This is a genomic window from Cellulosimicrobium cellulans (assembly GCF_001722485.1).
Taxonomy (GTDB): domain Bacteria; phylum Actinomycetota; class Actinomycetes; order Actinomycetales; family Cellulomonadaceae; genus Cellulosimicrobium; species Cellulosimicrobium cellulans_A.
This window is the reverse complement of sequence record NZ_LWGL01000082.1, coordinates 1-15,312: the sequence shown is the minus strand read 5'-3', so window position 1 is coordinate 15,312 and position 15,312 is coordinate 1. Positions and strand designations below refer to the sequence as shown.

The 15,312-nt window shown below is 73.4% G+C and carries 11 protein-coding genes and 1 pseudogene; 7 read left to right on the top strand and 5 right to left on the bottom strand.

The window, feature by feature from the left end; all coding sequences use genetic code 11:
* From JZ5iCDA_RS10450 to JZ5iCDA_RS10440, 3 genes and pseudogenes are all read left to right on the top strand, one after another.
* Positions 1-194: pseudogene (locus JZ5iCDA_RS10450) on the top strand (class I SAM-dependent RNA methyltransferase); the annotation flags it as partial.
* A 100-nt stretch (positions 195-294) separates the two neighbouring features.
* On the top strand, positions 295-489 hold the full coding sequence (locus JZ5iCDA_RS10445) for a hypothetical protein (RefSeq protein WP_069387118.1): 195 nt from the start codon (positions 295-297) through the stop codon (positions 487-489).
* A 212-nt stretch (positions 490-701) separates the two neighbouring features.
* Positions 702-3,521: an aconitate hydratase gene (locus tag JZ5iCDA_RS10440; RefSeq protein WP_069387115.1), complete on the top strand. Its 2,820-nt coding sequence runs from the start codon at positions 702-704 to the stop codon at positions 3,519-3,521.
* Between the two features lie 98 nt (positions 3,522-3,619).
* Here JZ5iCDA_RS10440 and JZ5iCDA_RS10435 read toward each other — a convergent pair whose 3' ends face one another.
* The 4 genes from JZ5iCDA_RS10435 to JZ5iCDA_RS10420 form a co-directional block, all read right to left on the bottom strand.
* On the bottom strand, positions 3,620-4,555 hold the full coding sequence (locus JZ5iCDA_RS10435) for a sugar phosphate isomerase/epimerase family protein (RefSeq protein WP_069387114.1): 936 nt from the start codon (positions 4,553-4,555) through the stop codon (positions 3,620-3,622).
* A gap of 195 nt (positions 4,556-4,750) precedes the next feature.
* Positions 4,751-5,668: a phosphotransferase gene (locus JZ5iCDA_RS10430; RefSeq protein ID WP_069387113.1), complete on the bottom strand. Its 918-nt coding sequence runs from the start codon at positions 5,666-5,668 to the stop codon at positions 4,751-4,753.
* A 10-nt stretch (positions 5,669-5,678) separates the two neighbouring features.
* On the bottom strand, positions 5,679-6,374 hold the full coding sequence (locus JZ5iCDA_RS10425; protein ID WP_069387112.1) for an NUDIX hydrolase: 696 nt from the start codon (positions 6,372-6,374) through the stop codon (positions 5,679-5,681).
* Positions 6,375-6,395: 21 nt separating this feature from the next.
* Entirely contained in the window at positions 6,396-7,847 is a 1,452-nt protein-coding gene (locus JZ5iCDA_RS10420) for a GuaB1 family IMP dehydrogenase-related protein (RefSeq protein ID WP_069387111.1), read from the bottom strand.
* Positions 7,848-8,022: 175 nt separating this feature from the next.
* On the opposite strand from JZ5iCDA_RS10420, the gene dxs reads away from it, so the two are divergent.
* A complete protein-coding gene (dxs, locus tag JZ5iCDA_RS10415) occupies positions 8,023-9,921 on the top strand; it encodes a 1-deoxy-D-xylulose-5-phosphate synthase (RefSeq protein WP_069387110.1) in 1,899 nt (632 codons plus the stop codon).
* 48 nt (positions 9,922-9,969) lie between these two features.
* On the opposite strand, the gene JZ5iCDA_RS10410 is transcribed toward dxs, so the two are convergent.
* Positions 9,970-11,067 (bottom strand): carboxylate-amine ligase, encoded by a 1,098-nt coding sequence (locus tag JZ5iCDA_RS10410; RefSeq protein ID WP_069387109.1) that lies wholly within the window; start codon positions 11,065-11,067, stop codon positions 9,970-9,972.
* 251 nt (positions 11,068-11,318) lie between these two features.
* On the opposite strand from JZ5iCDA_RS10410, the gene pflB reads away from it, so the two are divergent.
* The 3 genes from pflB to JZ5iCDA_RS10395 form a co-directional block, all read left to right on the top strand.
* Entirely contained in the window at positions 11,319-13,610 is a 2,292-nt protein-coding gene (gene pflB, locus JZ5iCDA_RS10405) for a formate C-acetyltransferase (RefSeq protein ID WP_069387108.1), read from the top strand.
* Positions 13,611-13,638: 28 nt separating this feature from the next.
* Entirely contained in the window at positions 13,639-14,628 is a 990-nt protein-coding gene (gene pflA, locus JZ5iCDA_RS10400) for a pyruvate formate-lyase-activating protein (protein WP_083259882.1), read from the top strand.
* A gap of 52 nt (positions 14,629-14,680) precedes the next feature.
* Positions 14,681-15,312: hypothetical protein (locus JZ5iCDA_RS10395; RefSeq protein WP_216093431.1), on the top strand; the 632-nt coding region annotated here is incomplete at its 3' end.

The window sequence follows — 15,312 nt, the reverse complement described above, 5'->3', positions numbered from 1 at the left end:
CCGGGCGCGCGGTGGTCGACGCGGTCGCGGCCGCGGGCCCGGCGCGGGTCGTCTACGTCGCGTGCGACCCGGCCGCGCTGGCGCGCGACGTGGGCTACCTCGGCGCGCACGGGTACACGATGACGGGCGTGCGCGGGCTCGACCTCTTCCCCCATACGCACCACGTGGAGGCCGTCGCCGTCCTCGAGCGCTGAGCGCGTGCAGCGCGTGCGGGGCGCGGCCACGATGGAGACGCGGGGGCACGACGGCGCAAGGCGCGACGGCGCACGGCACGACGACGCGGAGGTGCGAGCGGTGGACGGTCAGGAGCGGGCGGCGGTGGCCGTCGAGAAGGACGTCCGGGACATCGTCGGCGTCGGCGTGCTCATGGCGAACGGGCGGCTCGCGGGCCGGCAGTTCGCGTCGCGCGCCGAGGCGGAGGCGTGGGCCCGGCCGGAGGACGGCGAGCAGGTGGTGGAGCTCAACCTGCTGTGCGACTGCGACCTGTGAGGGACGGGCGCACGACCGTGTGCGACCGGTAGATATCTTGACGTCAAGATATATGGGGTATGCTGGGCGGCGGTGCTGGTCGCAGCACGAGCGACGTGCGCCCCGCGACCCGGTCCGGTCCCGCCGGTCCGCCGCACCGGCCCGGCGTACGCTGGGCGAAGCCCCCTGAACCATGGCATCCGTGCCACCGTCTCGCCACGAAGGAGCCACGAGTGAGCAGCGTCGACACGTTCGGGTCGAAGGGAACACTGGAGGTCGGTGGGAAGGCGTACGAGATCTTCCGGCTGTCCGCCGTCGAGGGTGTCGAGCGCCTCCCGTACAGCCTCAAGATCCTCGCCGAGAACCTCCTGCGCACGGAGGACGGCGCGAACATCACCGCCGACCACGTCCGCGCGCTCGCGTCGTGGGACCCGCAGGCCGAGCCCGACACCGAGATCCAGTTCACGCCCGCGCGCGTGATCATGCAGGACTTCACCGGCGTGCCGTGCGTCGTCGACCTCGCGACGATGCGCGAGGCCGTCGCCGACCTCGGCGGCGACCCGTCGCGCATCAACCCGCTCGCGCCGGCCGAGATGGTCATCGACCACTCGGTGCAGATCGACGTCGCGGGCCGACCCGACGCGTTCGAGCGCAACGTCGAGATCGAGTACGAGCGCAACCACGAGCGCTACCAGTTCCTGCGCTGGGGCCAGACGGCGTTCGACGACTTCAAGGTCGTCCCCCCGGGCACCGGCATCGTGCACCAGGTGAACATCGAGTACCTGGCGCGCACGATCATGACGCGCGAGGTGGGCGGGGTGCTGCGCGCCTACCCGGACACGTGCGTCGGCACGGACTCGCACACGACGATGGTCAACGGCCTCGGCGTGCTCGGCTGGGGCGTCGGCGGCATCGAGGCGGAGGCCGCGATGCTCGGCCAGCCCGTGTCGATGCTCATCCCGCGCGTCGTCGGCTTCAAGCTCTCGGGCTCTATCCCCGCGGGTGTCACGGCGACGGACGTCGTGCTGACGATCACGCAGATGCTGCGCCAGCACGGCGTCGTCGGCAAGTTCGTCGAGTTCTACGGCGAGGGCGTCGCCCAGGTGCCGCTCGCGAACCGCGCGACCATCGGGAACATGAGCCCCGAGTTCGGCTCGACCGCCGCGATCTTCCCGATCGACGGCGTGACGATCGACTACCTGCGCCTCACGGGCCGCAGCGACGAGCAGCTCGCGCTCGTCGAGGCGTACGCCAAGGAGCAGGGCCTGTGGCTCGACCCGTCGGCCGAGGGCTACGTCGAGCCGACGTTCTCCGAGTACCTCGAGCTCGACCTGTCGACGGTCGTCCCCTCGATCGCCGGCCCGAAGCGCCCGCAGGACCGCATCGAGCTGGGCGAGGCCAAGGAGTCCTTCGCCTCCGCCATCCTCGACTACGTCGACGCGGGCGAGGCGGCGCCGTTCACCGGTCTCGACGAGTCGGTCGAGGAGACCTTCCCGGCCTCCGACCCGATTGCCGCCGGCGGGCACGACAACGCGTCCGACCAGCCCGTCGCCCCCGGTCACGCGGACGCCGCCAAGCGCCCGCACAAGGTCGTCCCGGTGACCCTCGCCGACGGCACGACCACCGAGCTCGACCACGGCCACGTCGTCATCGCGTCGATCACGTCGTGCACGAACACGTCGAACCCGTCGGTCATGCTCGCCGCGGCGCTGCTCGCGAAGAACGCGGTCGACCGCGGCCTCGCGTCGAAGCCGTGGGTCAAGACGTCGATGGCGCCGGGCTCGCAGGTCGTGACGAACTACTACGAGAAGGCCGGCCTGTGGCCGTACCTCGAGAAGCTCGGCTTCCACCTCGTGGGCTACGGCTGCGCCACGTGCATCGGCAACTCGGGTCCGCTCGCGGAGGAGATCTCCGCGTCGGTCAACGAGCACGACCTGTCGGTCGTCTCGGTCCTCTCGGGCAACCGCAACTTCGAGGGCCGCATCAACCCCGACGTGAAGATGAACTACCTCGCGTCGCCGCCGCTGGTCATCGCGTACGCGCTCGCCGGGACGATGGACTTCGACTTCGACGCCGAGCCGCTCGGCACGGACCCGCACGGCGAGCCGGTGTTCCTCAAGGACATCTGGCCCTCGCCCGAGGACGTCCAGGCGACGATCGACTCCTCGATCGACCGCGACATGTTCACCAAGGACTACGCGGACGTCTTCACGGGCGACGACCGCTGGCGCTCGCTCGACACCCCGGAGGGCGACACGTTCGCCTGGGACCCGGAGTCGACCTACGTGCGCAAGCCCCCGTACTTCGAGGGCATGGGCGCGCAGCCGGAGCCGGTCCAGGACATCGCCGGCGCGCGGGTCCTCGCCAAGCTCGGCGACTCGGTGACCACCGACCACATCAGCCCCGCGGGTGCCATCAAGGCGGACTCGCCGGCCGGCAAGTACCTCGCGGAGCACGGCGTCACGCGTCGCGACTTCAACTCCTACGGCTCGCGCCGCGGGAACCACGAGGTCATGATCCGCGGCACGTTCGCGAACATCCGCCTGCGCAACCAGCTCCTCGACGGCGTCGAGGGCGGCTTCACGTACAACTTCGTGAAGAACGCCCAGGACACCATCTACGACGCCGCGCAGGACTACGCCGCGCAGGGCACGCCGCTCGTCATCCTCGGCGGCAAGGAGTACGGCTCCGGCTCGTCCCGTGACTGGGCGGCGAAGGGCACGGCGCTCCTCGGCGTCAAGGCGGTCATCACCGAGAGCTTCGAGCGCATCCACCGCTCGAACCTCATCGGCATGGGCGTCCTGCCGCTGCAGTTCCCGGCGGGGGAGAGCGCCGCGTCGCTCGGCCTCGACGGCACGGAGACCTTCGACATCGCGGGCATCACGGCGCTCAACGAGGGCACGACGCCCCGCACCGTGAAGGTCACGGCGACGAAGGGCGACGGCGCGACCGTCGAGTTCGACGCCGTGGTGCGCATCGACACCCCCGGCGAGGCGGACTACTACCGCAACGGCGGCATCCTGCAGTACGTGCTGCGCTCGCTCGTGGCCTGACGCCCGCGCGGACGCACGACGACGGACGCCCCGTCGCTCCTTCGAAGGAGCGGCGGGGCGTCCGTCGTGCGCCGGCGCACCGCGTGCGCCGGGGTCCCTCAGTACCGGAGGTTCGTGAGGTACTCGAACGAGTCGGCGGCGAACTCCTGGCCGTCGGGCGCGAGGTCGTACTCGACGGTGTAGTAGCGCACCTTGCCGTGCGCGGCGTCGAGCACGTCCTCCCAGTCGATCTCGCCCTCGCCGACGTCGGCGAACGTCGCGCGCGCGTCGCCGTTGAGGTAGCCGTCCTTGACGTGGAGGAGCTCGATGCGGTCGCCGTACTCCTCGAGGAGCGCGACGACGTCCACGCCGGCGTCGTACGCCCACAGCACGTCGAGCTCGAAGGTCACGTACCGCGGGTCGGTGTTGTCCGCGATGATCTCCCACGCGGACTTGAGCTCACCCGTCTCGGGCACGACGTACTGGGTCGTGAACTCCTGCTGGTGGTTGTGGCCGAAGATCTTGTGCAGGCCCTGCTTCTTCGCGGCCTCGCCGAGCCGGTTCAGCGTCTCGGCGGTCGCGAGGACGTCCTCGTAGCTGCGGATGCCGGGGCTCGCGAACCCGCCCGAGCCGACGTAGTGCTGGCCGATGGTCTTCGAGTACGCGAGGGTCTGGTCCCACGTGGCCTCGTTCGTGCTGTTGTGCGACGCGGACGCCTTGAGACCGTGCTTCTTGAGCAGGGCCGCGAACTCCTCGGCGGTGTAGCCGGAGAAGTTGCCGCTGAACGGCTCGACGTTCTTGTAGCCCATCGCGGCGAGCTCGCCGAGGACGGCGTCGAGCCCGACCTCGTTCACCCACGGGATGAGGCTGAACATCTGGATCGAGACCTTGCTCGCCGGGACGCTGCGGCCCGCGTGGTCCGGCCGGGAGTCGCCCTTGCCGCCCGGAGCGGCGACGGCGCCGGACGCCGCACCCAGGAGGAGGGCGAGCGCTGCGGCCGAGCCTGCGGCGGCGCGGAGCGTACGGCGGGCGGTGGTCGTTGACTTCGTCGTCATGGTGGTTCCTCTCGCACGTGTCGCGGCCGTCGACGTCGACGGCCGCCGCACCGGCCGCGGGGACTCGCCCGGCGACCGGTGGGGACAGACGATACGCACGACTTCTGCCGTGTGCCAAACAGAAGCCCGGCACCGGCGAACACATGTCGCCGTCCGGTCCCGCGCCGGCTGGCCGCGACGCGCCGTCGGGGCGCGTCAGGTGCCGGACAGCACCTGGTCGCGCGCGTGCTCGCCGGCGGCCCGCAGGTGCGGCGCCTCGGCCGCGGAGTGGCGCAGCAGCATCGTCGTCAGGACGACGGCCCAGGCGAGCGCACGCTGCCACGTCGCGTCGTCCGTGCCGCAGGCCCGCGTGACGCGCTGCCGGAACGCCTCCCGGTCCGCCTGGTCGAACGTCAGCCACGCGGTCGCGAGGTCCGTCGCCGGGTCGCCGGACGTGAGGTCCCCGAAGTCCACCACGGCGGCGAGCTCGGGCGGCCCGGCGTCGTCGGTCGCGACGAGGTTCGCCGGGTGCAGGTCGCCGTGGAGCCAGACGGCAGGACCCTCCCACGCCGGCGTGTCGACGAGGCGCGACCAGAGCGCGAGGAGGGCGGCGCCGTCGGGCACCGTGCCGTCGTCCAGGCGCTCCCGTACGGCCGCGTCGCGCTCCGCCAGGGGCACCCCGCGGAAGGGGTTCGGCGGGGCCTCCGGCGGGGCGGGGCGGTGCAGCGCCGCGACGACGTCGGCCAGCGGGGGGACGAGGCCCGAGCGCTCCGCGGGCGGCACCGCCCACACGGGGCGGCCGGGGAACCACCGCACGACGCTCCACGGCCACGGGAAGGCAGGCCCGCGCGTGCCGTCGCTCGGCCGCCCGACGCGGACCGGCGCGGGGACCGGTACCGGGAGCCGTGGCGCGAGGCGCGGCAGCCAGTCCTGCTCGTGGCGGACGAGCGCAGCCGCCGCGGCGCGGCGAGGCAGGCGCACGGCGAGGTCCTCGTCGAGGCGCAGCACCACGTTGTCCCACCCGTGCGCGACGACGGCGAGCGGGAGGCCCGCGAGGTCGGGGTGCTGGGCGGCGAGCAGGCCGCGGGCGAGGTCGACGGTGACGTCGACCTCGGCGGGCGGGAGCGCGGGCACGCGCCCGACGCTACCGGAGGTCGACGGTGCGGGAGGCGTCCCAGGGCTCGGTCCAGCCGAGGCGGTCGAGCACCGCGTCGAGCACCAGGCCGGTGAAGCCCCACACGACGTGCTCGCTGCCGTCGGCGCGCACGAGGAACGCCGGGCTGCGGAACGTGCGCGGCCCGCGGCGCACGACGGCGGTGCGCCGGTTCTCCGGGTCGAGCAGGTCCGCGACGGGGGCGCGGAAGACGTGCGCCGACTCGGCGTGGTCGACGACGGCGACGGGCGTCGGGCGTGCCCACCAGGCGACCACGGGCGTGACGAGGTGCCCGCTCACGGGAAGAGGCAGGCGCGCGAGCGTGCCGAGGACCTCGACACCCGCGGGGTCGAGGCCCGTCTCCTCGCGCGCCTCGCGCAGGGCGGCGCCGACGGGACCGTCGTCGTCCGGGTCGACGCGCCCGCCGGGGAAGGCGACCTGTCCCGCGTGCGAGCGCAGCGTGGCCGCGCGCGACAGCAGGAGCACGTCGAGGTCGCGGGGTGCGGCGGACCCGGCGTGCTCGGCGGGGACGTGGTCGAGGACGCCGAAGAGCACGAGCACGGCCGCGGCGCGGGCGCGCGCGGCGTCCCACGGGAACGGGCCGTGCTGCCACTCGGCCGGCCACGTCGGGTCGGCGGCCAGCGCGGCGAGCTGGGCGCGGGCCGTCGCGGCCCGGGGGGACGTCATGCCTCGGAGGCTACCCGCGGGTCACCAGCTGACGTGCAGCGGGCGGCCCTCCTCGTACCCGGCGGCCGACTGGATCCCGACGAGCGCGCGCTCGGCGAACTGCTCGAGGCTCGCGGCGCCGGCGTACGTGCACGAGGAGCGCAGGCCGGACGTGATCTCGTCGAGCAGGTCCTCGACGCCCGGGCGCTGCGGGTCGAGGAACATGCGGCCGGAGCTGATGCCCTCCTCGTACAGCGCCTTGCGCGCGCGGTCGAACGCCGAGCCGGCGCCCGCGGTGCGCGCCGCGACGGCGCGCGCCGAGGCCATGCCGAAGCTCTCCTTGTACAGGCGTCCGGTGCCGTCGTCGTGCAGGTCGCCCGGCGACTCGTAGGTCCCCGCGAACCAGGAGCCGATCATCACCTGGGAGGCGCCCGCGGCGAGGGCGAGGGCGACGTCGCGCGGGTGGCGCACGCCGCCGTCGGCCCACACGTGCTTGCCGAGCTCGCGCGCGGCCGCCGCGCACTCGAGCACCGCGGAGAACTGCGGCCGCCCGACGGCGGTCATCATGCGCGTCGTGCACATCGCGCCCGGGCCGACGCCGACCTTGACGATGTCCGCGCCCGCCGCGACGAGGTCGCGCACGCCGTCGGCGGTCACGACGTTCCCGGCGACCACCGGCACGTCGGGCCCCACGGACCGCACGGCCTCGAGCGCCTGGAGCATCTTCACCTGGTGGCCGTGCGCCGTGTCGACGACGAGCACGTCGACGCCCGCGGCGAGCAGGTCCTTGGCCTTGGCCGCGACGTCGCCGTTGATGCCGACGGCCGCACCGACGCGCAGGCGGCCCTGGGCGTCCAGCGCCGGGGCGTAGACCGACGAGCGCAGCGCCCCCTTGCGCGTGAGGACGCCCACGAGCTCCCCGTCGCGCGTGACGGGCGCGACCTTGAGCCGCGCCGCGTGCAGCTGGTCGAACGCGGCCTCGAGGCCGCCCGGGCCGTCGAGCACGGCCGCGTCGAGCACGAGCGGGTCGGGCGTCATGACCGCGAGCACCTGCGTGAAGCGGTCCACGTCGGCGCAGTCCGCCTCGGTCACGACGCCGACCGGGCGGCCGCCGTCGACGACGACCGCCGCGCCGTGCGCGCGCTTGCCCACGAGCGTGAGCGCGGTGTGCACGGTGTCGTGCGGGCTCACGACGACGGGCGTCTCGATGACGGGGTCCTTCGACTTCACGTCGGCGACGACGTCGGCCACCACGTCGGCCGGGACGTCCTGCGGCAGGATCGTGATCCCGCCGCGGCGCGCGACCGTCTCCGCCATGCGGCGCCCGGCGACGGCCGTCATGTTCGCCACGACGACCGGGACGGTCGTGCCCGTGCCGTCCGCCGACGAGAGGTCGACGTCGAAGCGCGAGGTGACCTCGGAGCGGGACGGGACGAGGAAGACGTCGCCGTAGGTGAGGTCCGTCGCGGGGGACTGGCCGGGCAGGAATCGCATGGCTCCATCGTACGGCGGGGCAGGTCGCCTCCCACGGGTCGGCCCGTGCGCTGCGCGCCGGAGTGTGCGTCAATGGCGTGAAGGTCTCGTCGTCACGTGCAGCGGCGCACGGGTCACCGGCGCGCACCGCCTAGAGTTGACGGGCTGGTCGGACGGGAACGGAACGGAGCACTGCATGAGCCTGCTGAGCACGATCACCTCGCCCGAGGACGTGCAACGGCTGACCCCCGCTCAGGCCCGCGACCTCGCCGTCGAGATCCGGGCGTTCCTGGTCGACTCCGTGTCGCGCACCGGGGGCCACCTCGGGCCGAACCTCGGCGTCGTCGAGCTCACGCTCGCGCTCCACCGCGTCTTCGCGTCGCCGACGGACACGCTCGTGTTCGACACGGGCCACCAGTCCTACGTGCACAAGCTGCTGACGGGTCGCCAGGACTTCTCCGCGCTGCGCAAGAAGGGCGGCCTCTCCGGCTACCCGTCGCGCGCCGAGTCCGAGCACGACGTCGTGGAGAACTCGCACGCGTCGACGGCGCTGTCGTGGGGCGACGGCATCGCCAAGGCGAACGTCGTGCGCGGCCTCACCGACCGCCACGTGGTCGCCCTCATCGGCGACGGCGCGCTCACGGGCGGCATGGCGTGGGAGGCGCTCAACAACATCGCCGAGTCGCAGGACCGGCGCCTCGTCGTCGTGGTCAACGACAACGGCCGCTCGTACTCGCCGACGATCGGCGGGCTCGCGCACCACCTGTCGACGCTGCGCACGACGCGCGGCTACGAGAGCTTCCTCGAGTGGGGCAAGCGCACGCTCACCCGCTCGGGTGCGCCCGGCCGGTTCGCGTACGAGTGGCTGCACGGGCTGAAGAAGGGCCTCAAGGACGTCGTCGCGCCGCAGGGCATGTTCGAGGACCTCGGCATCAAGTACATCGGCCCGGTCGACGGCCACGACATCGAGGCGATGGAGCACGCGCTGCGCCGCGCCAAGGCGTACGGCGCACCCGTCATCGTGCACGCGATCACGGAGAAGGGCCGCGGGTACACCCCGGCCGAGCAGGACGTCGCCGACCGGTTCCACGCGGTGGGCAAGATCCATCCCGAGACGGGCCTGCCGGTCGCGCCGTCGCGGTTCGGCTGGACGTCGGTGTTCGCCGACGAGATCGTCCGGATCGGGCGCCGGCGCCCCGACGTGGTCGCGATCACCGCGGCGATGCTCGAGCCCGTGGGCCTGAAGCCGTTCGCGCAGGCGTTCCCGGAGCGCACGTTCGACGTCGGGATCGCCGAGCAGCACGCCGCGACGTCGGCCGCCGGCATGGCGTTCGCGGGGCTGCACCCGGTCGTCGCGGTGTACGCGACGTTCCTCAACCGCGCGTTCGACCAGGTGCTCATGGACGTCGCGCTGCACAGGGCGGGCGTGACGTTCGTGCTCGACCGCGCCGGCATCACCGGCGACGACGGCGCGAGCCACAACGGCATGTGGGACATGGCGATGCTGCGCATCGTGCCCGGGCTGCGGCTCGCCGCGCCGCGCGACGAGGAGACCATGCGCGCCGCGCTGCGCGAGGCCGTGGACGTCGACGACGCCCCGACGGTCGTGCGCTACCCCAAGGGCGCGCTCGGCGACGCCCTGCCCGCGGTCGACGAGGTCGACGGCGTGGACCTCCTCGCCGTGCCCGCGGGCGCCGACGGCACCGACGGCGCCACGGAGCGCCGGCGCGTGCTCCTCGTCGGCGTCGGCTCCATGGCGTCCGTCGCGCTCGGCGCGGCCGAGTCCCTGACGGCGCACGGCCTCGACGTGACCGTCGCGTCGCCGACGTGGGTGCTGCCCGTCCCGAGCGCGCTCGTCAAGCTCGCGGGGGAGCACGACCTCGTCGTGACCGTCGAGGACGGCGTCGTCGACGGGGGCGTCGGCGCGATGCTCGGCCAGCGCGCGGTCGGTGCGGGCGTGCGCACGCCGGTGCACGCGATCGGCCTGCCGGTGGCGTTCCTCGACCACGCGAGCCGGGACCAGGTCGCCGCCGAGCGGCGCCTGACCTCCGCGGACGTGACGCGCGACGTGCTGGACGCCCTCGCCGCCCTCTGACGGCCACGGCCTCGCCCGGTCCGGTGCGGACCCGGCGAGGCCGGTGCGTCAGGAGTGCGTCTCGGCGACGGCGTGCTCGACGACGGCGCGCAGGTCGCCACCCGAGTCGGCGAACCACGCCCGCTGGCGGGCGGCGCCGTTGCCGCGCGACCACACGTGCCCGAGGAGCTCGGTGACGACGTCGAGGTCGCCCGCGTCGACGAGGGCGTCGCGCACGTGCGCGACGAGCTGGCCGACGACGTCGTGGGCCTTCGCGGGCCGCCACGTGAGCGGCGAGACGAGGTCCTCGGCGAGGCCGGAGCGGCCGGCCCGCCACGACGCGGTGCGCAGGATCTCGGGCCGCAGCTCCGGTGCAGGCATGCCCTCGGCCGCCTCGCGCGCCGCGGTCTCGACGAGCCCGCGCGCGAGCGCGGCGACGAGCGTGGCGGTGTCGGGGTGCAGGCACACGTCGGCGATGCGGATCTCGACGGTGGGGTAGCGCGCGGACAGCCGGGCGTCGAAGTAGACCATCGCCTGGTCGAGGATCGTGCCCGTCGCGACGAGCGACGCGACGGCGTCGTGGTAGGCCTCGGGCGTGCCGAACGCCCGTGCCGGCCCGGACGTGGGCCACCGCGACCACACCTGGGAGCGGAAGCTCGCGTACCCGCTGTCCTCGCCCTGCCAGAACGGCGAGTTCGTGCTGATGGCGAGCAGCGTCGAGAGCCACGGGCCGATGCGGTCGAGGACGGCGACGCCCTCCGTGTCGTCGGCCACGGCGACATGCACGTGGCAGCCGCTCGTGAGCTGCTCGCGCGCCGTGAGGCCGAACTGCGCCCGCGCCTCGAGGTAGCGCAGCCGCGAGACCGTCGTGCCCTCGAACGGCAGGGGCGACGTCGACAGCGCGGCGACGCGGGCGCCGACGCGGTCGGCGGCCTCCTGCGCGCGCGCCCGGCCGGCGCGGATCTCCTTGGCGAGGTCGTGCAGCTCGGTGCGCGGGTGCGTCGCCGTCTCGAGCTGCTCCTCCATGAACTCCGACTCGAGCGAGCCGGTCCCGCCGCCCTTGTCGGACGTGCCCGTCGCCTCGAGGGCCTCCTGCGCCTTGGCCACGGGGCGGCCGTCCGCGCCGACGAGGAGGAACTCTTCTTCCACACCTACGGTCCGTGTCACCCCGGAAGTCTCACACGTCGGGACGGTCTACGTGCGGTGAGGACGGGACTGCCTTGTGAATGCCGTCACAAAGGGGGGTCGCGGGGTCGTCCGAAGCCCGCAGGAAGTGCACGATCCCGCGGTTCCTGGCCTGCCCCGTCCGGCTCGGGACCAAGGTCACCCAGGTGCCGGAGACCATGTCGCGGCGCGTGCCGCGTCCCTAGCCTGAGGATGGCGACGGGAACCCGGGCGCCAGGCACGAGGGAGGTCCGATGACCAGCGTTTCCGAGGCACCCAGCACCACAGGCGCAGGCGCTGCCGACACCGACACCGCGCGTGTCCCCGCGTGGGACGGCTTCGTCGACGGCCCGTGGCGCGACGGCGTGGACGTGCGCGACTTCATCCAGCGAAACTACCGCCCGTACACGGGTGACGCGTCGTTCCTCGCCGGTCCCACCGAGCGCACGACGGCGATCTGGGCGCGGCTCTCGGCGATGTTCCCGGCCGAGCGCGAGAGGGGCGTGCACGACGTCGACCCGCACACCCCCGCGGGCATCACGGCGCACGCGCCCGGCTACATCGACCGGGAGAACGAGGTGATCGTCGGCCTGCAGACCGACGCGCCGCTCAAGCGCGCGATCATGCCGAACGGCGGCTGGCGGATGGTCGAGGGTGCGCTCGAGACCTACGGCTACGAGGTCGACGAGATGCTGCGCAAGGTCTTCACCGAGCACCGCAAGACGCACAACCAGGGCGTGTTCGACGTCTACCCGCCCGACGTCCGTGCGGCGCGCAGCTCGCACATCATCACCGGTTTGCCCGACGCCTACGGCCGTGGCCGCATCATCGGCGACTACCGGCGCGTCGCGCTGTACGGCGTCGACGCCCTCGTCGCCGCGAAGAAGCTCGACAAGCTCGAGCTCGACACGCGCCCGTTCACCGAGGCGGTGGCGCGCGAGCGCGAGGAGCACGCCGAGCAGATCCGCGCCCTCGGCGAGCTCAAGGAGATGGCCGCGTCCTACGGGTACGACATCTCGGGCCCGGCGACGACCGCGCGCGAGGCCGTGCAGTGGCTCTACTTCGCCTACCTCGCGGCGGTGAAGGAGCAGAACGGCGCCGCGATGTCGCTCGGCCGCACGTCGACGTTCCTCGACGTCTACCTCGACCGCGACCTCGAGGCGGGGCTGATCACCGAGTCCGAGGCGCAGGAGATCGTCGACGACTTCGTCGTCAAGCTGCGCATCGTGCGCTTCCTGCGCACGCCCGAGTACGACGCCCTCTTCTCCGGCGACCCCACCTGGGTGACGGAGACGATCGGCGGCATGGGCGAGGACGGCCGCCCGCTCGTGACGAAGAACTCGTTCCGCTTCCTGCAGACCCTGTACAACCTGGGCCCGGCGCCGGAGCCGAACATGACGGTCTTCTGGAGCCCGGAGCTGCCGCAGGGCTTCAAGGACTTCTGCGCCCAGGTGTCGATCGACACGTCGGCGGTGCAGTACGAGTCGGACGAGCTGATCCGCCCGGCGTGGGGCGACGACGCCGCGATCGCGTGCTGCGTGTCCCCGATGCGGGTCGGCAAGCAGATGCAGTTCTTCGGCGCGCGCGTCAACCTCGCCAAGACCCTGCTGTACGCGATCAACGGCGGCCGGGACGAGATCTCCGGCAAGCAGGTCTCGCCCGTCGCGGCGCCCGTGCAGGGCGACGTCCTCGACTACGAGGACGTCATGGCGAAGTTCGACGCGACGATGGACTGGCTCGCCGCCACGTACGTCGAGGCGCTCAACTGCATCCACTGGTCGCACGACAGGTACGCGTACGAGCGCATCGAGATGGCGCTGCACGACAAGGACGTGCTGCGCACCATGGCCTGCGGCATCGCCGGCCTGTCCGTCGCCGCGGACTCGCTGTCGGCGATCAAGCACGCGAAGGTCTCGGTCGTGCGCGACGAGCGCGGCCTCGTCGTCGACTACGTCACCGAGGGCGAGTACCCCACCTACGGCAACGACGACGACCGGGCCGACGCGATCGCCGTCGACCTCGTCGAGCGCTTCATGGCGAAGGTGCGCCGGCACCCGACCTACCGCGACGCGGTCCCGACGCAGTCGGTCCTGACGATCACGTCGAACGTCGTGTACGGCAAGGCGACGGGCAACACCCCGGACGGGCGTCGCGCCGGCGAGCCGTTCGCCCCGGGCGCCAACCCGATGAACGGCCGCGACACCCACGGCATGCTCGCCTCGGCGCTGTCCGTCGCGAAGCTGCCGTACGACGAGGCGCAGGACGGCATCTCGCTCACCAACACGGTGGTGCCGAGCGGCCTCGGGCGCACGAAGGCCGAGCAGGTGACGAACCTCGCCGGCCTCCTCGACGCCTACGTCGGGTCCAACGGCTACCACATGAACGTCAACGTGCTGAACCGCGAGACGCTCCTCGACGCCATGGACCACCCGGAGAACTACCCGCAGCTGACGATCCGCGTGTCCGGGTACGCGGTGAACTTCGTCCGGCTCACGCGCGAGCAGCAGCTCGACGTGCTCTCGCGCACCTTCCACGGCGCGCTGTAGCCCGCCGCGGACGACGAGGAGACCCCCCATGACCGTCACCGTTCCCGCCCCCGCCGCCCGCACCGGGCGAGGCTGCCGCGTCCCCGAGGGCAGCACCCTGCCCGACGACGCCACGCGACTCGAGGTGCCCGACGCCGGGCCCGCGACGTCGGGCGCGAAGGCGTCGGGCGCCGGCCACGCCCGCCGGGCGGGCGCGGGGCTGGACGGGCTGACGGTCGCGGACGTGGACCGGGCCGACAAGCTCGCGGCGATGCGCGCGGGCGAGCTCGGCTCGGTCCACTCCTGGGAGCTCGTCACGGCCGTCGACGGCCCCGGGACGCGGCTCACCGTGTTTCTCAACGGGTGCCCGCTGCGGTGCCTGTACTGCCACAACCCCGACACGTTCGCCATGAAGGACGGCAGGCCCGTCCGGGCGGACGAGCTGCTCGCCCGGGTCCAGCGCTACCTGCCCGTGTTCCGTGCGACGAAGGGCGGCCTGTCGCTCTCGGGCGGCGAGGTGCTCATGCAGCCCGCGTTCGCGGCGCGCGTCCTGCGGGGCGCGAAGGCCATGGGCGTGCACACCGCGCTCGACACGTCGGGGTTCCTCGGCGCGCACGCGACCGACGCGATGCTCGACGACACCGACCTCGTGCTCCTCGACGTGAAGTCGGGCGACCCGGACACCTACCGCCGAGTCACGAGCCGCGACCTCGAGCCGACGCTGCGCTTCGGGCGCCGCCTCGCCGAGCGCGGCCTCGACGGCCACGCGCCTGAGGTGTGGGTGCGCTTCGTCCTCGTCCCGGGGCTCACGGAGGACGTGGAGAACGTGGAGAAGGTCGCGGAGCACGTGGCATCGCTCAACGTGACCCGCCCCGGCACGGTCACGCGCGTCGAGGTGCTCCCGTTCCACCAGATGGGCCGCGACAAGTGGGACGCGCTCGGGCGCACCTACGAGCTCGACGACACGCCCGCGCCGTCGCCCGAGCTCACCGAGCGGGTGCGCGACCAGTTCCGCGCCCGCGGCCTGACGACCTACTGACGCCGACGCGCCGCGTGGCGGGGACGCCACCCGACCTGGCACGCTGTCGGCCGTGACGACAGCTCCTGAGCGACGCCCGCGACGCTCGGACCTGGTCGTGGCGCGGCAGGTCGTCGCCGACGCCGACGACCTCGCGGCGCTGCTCGGCCGGTTCGCCGGCGCCCCGGCGGCCACGCGCGAGCGCGTCCGCGAGGCGTACGACGCCAGCCGCGAGGACAAGGTGCTCGCGCGCCTGGACACCGTCGACGTCGCGGCGCTGCGGGACGTCACGCGCGAGCGGCTGCGCCTCGGCGCGCTCACCGACGCCGGAATCACCACCGTGGGCGAGGTGGCCCGCGAGGGGCGACGCGGTCTCGAGCGCGTCCCCGGCATCGGCCCCCAGACCGCGGCCCACCTGCTCGCCGCGACCGAGCAGGTCGCGCGGGCGGTGCGGGAGAGCCTGCGCTTCCGCATCGACCTCACGCCCACGGACCCGGTCGCCACCCGGCTCGTCCAGGCGCTCCACGCGCTCGCCGAGGCGGAGGCGGTCGGCACGCGGCACCGCACCGCCACCGAGCGGTTCCTTGCGGAGCACGCCCGCGTCCGCCCGGAGGCCGCGACCGCGACGAGCCCCGTGCGGCGGTTCTTCGCCTGGGGTGCGCGGGGGCGGCGCGCCGACGCCGCCGTCGCGACGCTCGCCGCGCT

Bases quoted from the DNA above. Each gene is read 5' to 3' on its own strand.
- JZ5iCDA_RS10435 (WP_069387114.1), bottom strand. From the start codon at position 4,555: ATGACGACGAAGTCAACGACCACCGCCCGCCGTACGCTCCGCGCCGCC.
- pflB (WP_069387108.1), top strand. From the start codon at position 11,319: ATGACCAGCGTTTCCGAGGCACCCAGCACCACAGGCGCAGGCGCTGCC.
- JZ5iCDA_RS10420 (WP_069387111.1), bottom strand. From the start codon at position 7,847: ATGCGATTCCTGCCCGGCCAGTCCCCCGCGACGGACCTCACCTACGGC.
- pflA (WP_083259882.1), top strand. From the start codon at position 13,639: ATGACCGTCACCGTTCCCGCCCCCGCCGCCCGCACCGGGCGAGGCTGC.
- JZ5iCDA_RS10425 (WP_069387112.1), bottom strand. From the start codon at position 6,374: ATGACGTCCCCCCGGGCCGCGACGGCCCGCGCCCAGCTCGCCGCGCTG.
- dxs (WP_069387110.1), top strand. From the start codon at position 8,023: ATGAGCCTGCTGAGCACGATCACCTCGCCCGAGGACGTGCAACGGCTG.